This is a genomic window from Variovorax sp. P4_B11 (genome assembly GCF_056402355.1).
Genome location: NZ_JBFUHO010000134.1, coordinates 1 through 3,974, shown reverse-complemented (window position 1 = coordinate 3,974; position 3,974 = coordinate 1). Strand labels below are relative to the sequence as shown.

The 3,974-nt window shown below is 62.3% G+C and carries 6 protein-coding genes; all 6 read left to right on the top strand.

Annotated elements, in window-relative coordinates; all coding sequences use genetic code 11:
- Positions 1 to 276: 276 nt before the first annotated feature.
- Positions 277 to 684, top strand: a complete 408-nt coding sequence (locus AC1DYD_RS41130) for a DUF6228 family protein (RefSeq protein ID WP_478178454.1) — start codon at positions 277 to 279, stop codon at positions 682 to 684.
- A gap of 145 nt (positions 685 to 829) precedes the next feature.
- Positions 830 to 1,012, top strand: coding sequence for a hypothetical protein (locus AC1DYD_RS41125; RefSeq protein WP_478178453.1), 183 nt, complete (start codon positions 830 to 832; stop codon positions 1,010 to 1,012).
- A 363-nt stretch (positions 1,013 to 1,375) separates the two neighbouring features.
- A complete protein-coding gene (locus AC1DYD_RS41120; protein ID WP_478178452.1) occupies positions 1,376 to 1,819 on the top strand; it encodes a tetratricopeptide repeat protein in 444 nt (147 codons plus the stop codon).
- Positions 1,820 to 2,079: 260 nt separating this feature from the next.
- Positions 2,080 to 2,370: a hypothetical protein gene (locus tag AC1DYD_RS41115; protein WP_478178451.1), complete on the top strand. Its 291-nt coding sequence runs from the start codon at positions 2,080 to 2,082 to the stop codon at positions 2,368 to 2,370.
- 497 nt (positions 2,371 to 2,867) lie between these two features.
- Positions 2,868 to 3,260: a hypothetical protein gene (locus AC1DYD_RS41110; protein ID WP_478178450.1), complete on the top strand. Its 393-nt coding sequence runs from the start codon at positions 2,868 to 2,870 to the stop codon at positions 3,258 to 3,260.
- 461 nt (positions 3,261 to 3,721) lie between these two features.
- On the top strand, positions 3,722 to 3,974 hold a 253-nt coding region (locus AC1DYD_RS41105), incomplete at its 3' end, for a hypothetical protein (protein WP_478178449.1).

Below are 3,974 nucleotides of genomic sequence, written 5' to 3'. Positions count from 1 at the left end.
GATTGCGATTCCAGAAGGAGCTGCAGCTCGGCCATGGAATGATCGCAACAGACGAGGTCGACGAGATCCTGCTCGTGTGCCGAAGGGACGCTCGGGCCGACTCCCTGGCCGGCCCAACGTAGCCGCGGGCAGTTGTCGATAGGAATCACCGTGAAGACTTCGTGCTGGCGTTGCGAAGGGCGCGCGGATTGCCCAGCGATCACCGAAGGGCAGCTTCCCGGAGCGGCTTCGGAATCACGCTCCCGGCCAGCAGCAGACATTCAGCCCTAGCTCTCAATGAACACGCTCGACCTCAAGTCGCCGCACGATGGCGCCGTTCTTACCCTTAGCATTGCTCGACGGACTGAAGCAGAGACAGAGTTTGAGGTCGCAGTGCGCACGCCTTGGTTTACTGGACGCGCGGAGACGTCTACCTATCACAGCGGGTCCCCGGCGAAGATGTTTGCAGCGATGGCCTCCGAATGGCGAGGCTGGGCTGGGCCGAAACAATGGCAAGACGTTGAGGGTGAGGTCCGTCTCAGCGCGACCGCCGACGCTACTGGCCATATCGAGCTCATCGTAGAAATGCGCAGGTCCTCCGAAGGCAGCCTGCTGAAGGTCATCGTTCAATATGAAGCCGGCCAGCTCGAGGACATGGCGCGGGCAGTTTCGGCTCTTTTCGGCATGCCATCGTCTTGTGCCTGAGCAACAGCACGATTCGGCCGGCAGCGGACCTTCGCTTCCTTCTTCCAATCTCAACCCAGCTATGGACCGTCGAACCTTGTTGCCCGCACTTGAGGGGCCCCGGTCAGAGTACGTCTCAGCGGGCGCATCCGTTCGCGACGTCGTAATGGCGGGCTTGGACTGGCCGACCCCATATTGGCCGGAACTGGCCGTGGCCTGGCTTGAAGACGGCGCCGCCATGGACGACGAGATTGCGGACCTTCTCTTGAGAATCGCCGATACCAAAACCTTCCCGCAAAATCTCAGGCATCGCAGTGCGGCGTTGGCGAACAAGTGGTCTCGTCGATAGGTCGCTTTGCGGYCAGAACCCGTCGTCCAAGCTGCCCTGACGTGGCAATGATGAAGAGCCCCGATGGGCCACCAGGGCTTGACCTTGCTTGCTGCGACTTGGCTCGCCTCCAAATAGCCGGATTTCGTGAAATAGTGCCAACAATGCGAACCTTCAGGCGACTTGCGATTGACGTCAATCGGAATACCGTGGGGGCTTGGTTTCTCCCTGGGTAGGCATCAAGGACCAACCCCTTAAGGCCCGTTTCGCACGGGCCTTCTTTTGTTCCATCGACAATCGCTCTGGCGCAGGCGCCGCGGCGCGCCGTGACGGCTGGCGGCCAACACCGGCGTTCCCGCCACCTTCCAGATTTGACCTGAGGACATGAACGAACTGCCGAGCTCCGTGCATGCGGACATCAAGAAGATTTGCGCCGACGGAGACGCGCTTGCCGAGCGCCGTCTCTATGAGGAGGCAATCACCACCTACAACCGGGCTTGGAGTTTGGTGCCGGCGCCGCAGACTGATTGGGAGGCCAGCACCTGGGTCCTCGCCGCCATCGGCGACGCCTGCTTCCTTGGAGGCTTCTTCACGTCTGGCACCGAAGCGCTGGAGTACGCGATGCATTGCCCCGGCGGCCACGGTAACCCGTTCTTGCACCTGCGCCTCGGCCAATGCGCGCTTGAGCGGGGGCAGGATGCCGTCGCGTCCGACCACTTGGCCAGGGCGTACATGCTAGAGGGCAAGGAAATATTCGCATTGGATGACCCCAAGTACTTCGCGTTCTTGCAGACCAAGCCGTCTCCTCCTGCCTCCGGCGTATGGTGACGAGGCGGACCGCGCGCGCCGCTTGTCGTGGGGCCGAATTCGGCCAGGAACGGACCTTCCGGCAGGCCGCGCGTTGCGACGGACAGGTCGGGAAAATCTGACTCGCCTAGCCAGTAGCGGCGCCACTTCACATCATTTCGCGCATGCCCAATGAACCAGTCAATTCCCTGCAGCTCGACGAGGAGCTTCGCGATGCCTACTCCTACTTCATCGAGGCCCTCGTAGCGCTTGCGGCTGAGCCGGAGGTCCAGTGCGAGTCAATGGGCGACTACAACGTCGGCTGGGAAATCAAGGACGATGTCGCCGCCGGCCGCTGCCTTGCCGGCTGGAGCCGTCTGACGCCGCATCAACGCAATTCCATCTTGACTCTGGTCGCCGAGCTCGATTCGGTGCCGCCAGACGCGCTGAAGGCGGCGCAAGGCAGAACGGCAAACCTCAACGCGATGCGAAACGAGGCTTGGGTGCCTCTTCGCATGCAGGCCGCCGAGCTCCTTGGCGCGCTCAGTTCGTTCACCGAGACCAACAACTCGTACCTCGCCAAGGGCGCATAGCTAGGTCAGCATTCGGCCGCCCTTCACCTATGCGTGTTTCTCGTCCAGACGGCCCTGGGCAAGTGAGTTACCACTCGCATCTCGCTGTGGAAAAGATAGCAGGCGACGCACCAACATGGCGTGCTGCTCTGCACTGTCCTAACGCACACAAAACGTGCTGCTCCCAATGAGGAAATGGCATTGTGCACTGCACCAAAACACGGAAGTCAAGATTTTGTTGTCCCCGTGGCCGGTGCATGACTCTGTGGATAACCGGCTGAGCATCTCGCCGGAGCCGCATTCTGCTTGGCTCTCATTGCGGTGCTCATCGAACGAGCAGTCGCAGCCATTCTTCAAGTTTTTTGTAGGACCGAGCTCGGCCAGAAGCAGGTATTGGCGACAGTCCCTTCTCCGGCAGCAGAAATTCACTGCCGCAGGGGGCGAAGCCATACAAATCGATTGGCAGGACGCGGCGGGCTGGCCTACATTGGTCTTCCAGCCACCATGAGGATAGCAACATGCCCATTCGTATCGCATCGCTGACCCACCGCATCGCGAAGAACGGCGCGATGCTTCACCAGGCGACGATGGACCGCGTCCACTCGCTGGGGGCCGACCATGAGCCGTCCGAAGCCGAACAGGCGCTGGCCGAGGAGCGCCGCCTGCTCAAGGAGGAGCGTGCGAAGCGCCAAGCGCAAGCGCAGCAGCCGAGGGCGAAGGCCGTCGACAAGCTGGTGAGGACGCACCACGCGCAGGCCAAGGAAAAGCCCAAGGAAAAAAAGGAGCCCAAGGAGGCCAAGAAGGCCAAGGCTGGCACGGCCCACAGGCCCTCGCGTGCCGAGAAGCACGCTGCGCAGGCGGCGGCCCTGCAGGCCGCGAGTAGAGCGCCGAAGAAGTCGGCGAAGGCCTGAGAACGCTCTCAGGCACCGCGCGGAGCGCGGACGCGCTCTTCCGAGTACGGGCGGAGTACGAATCGCCCTGCTTCGGTGTCGCGCAGGCCCCGAACCTCCTCGCACATAGCAGGCGGCACTTCGTCGAGCACAGAGTAAGCGGGACCGCATCCTGCCGGAAGCAGCATCGGTGACGCGAGAGCGGCGGCTGCTTCGGAGCAGTCGCTAGGACCGATTCGGGCCCGCTGCAGCCAGGATGGATGTGGCAGGATGCGGCCCACAACCGGACGTTCATCTTCGCGGCCTGATGGCAAGGAAGGCCAACGCGCCGTCAGAACGGGGCCAGGAATCGACGTTCGCGGCTGACTTACAACACCCGCGGGCGAATTGCGGGATTGCTTCCGCGAAGCGGGTGTGCACTAACCCGCCGAGCATCAACAATCAGGCGCAGAGCGACAGCCCTTTCCAAACTTGTAGGCACCATGAACCACATGCCGCTGCGAATCATTGCGTCCACTGGGCTCGTCGTAGGCGCCGTCCTCGGATTGGCTGGCACGTTCGTCTCGTCTGCATCGCTTCGCGGACTGGCTTGGGGCCTCGATGGCGTGGCCCTCGTTGTCGCGACTGCGTTGCTGACCATTCATCACTTCCGGCGTGGACGCGACCTGATGGCTGCCGGATTCCTGGTCTTCGCCATCGGCGAAAGCCTGATTCTCTCTGGCGCTGCCATGGAGC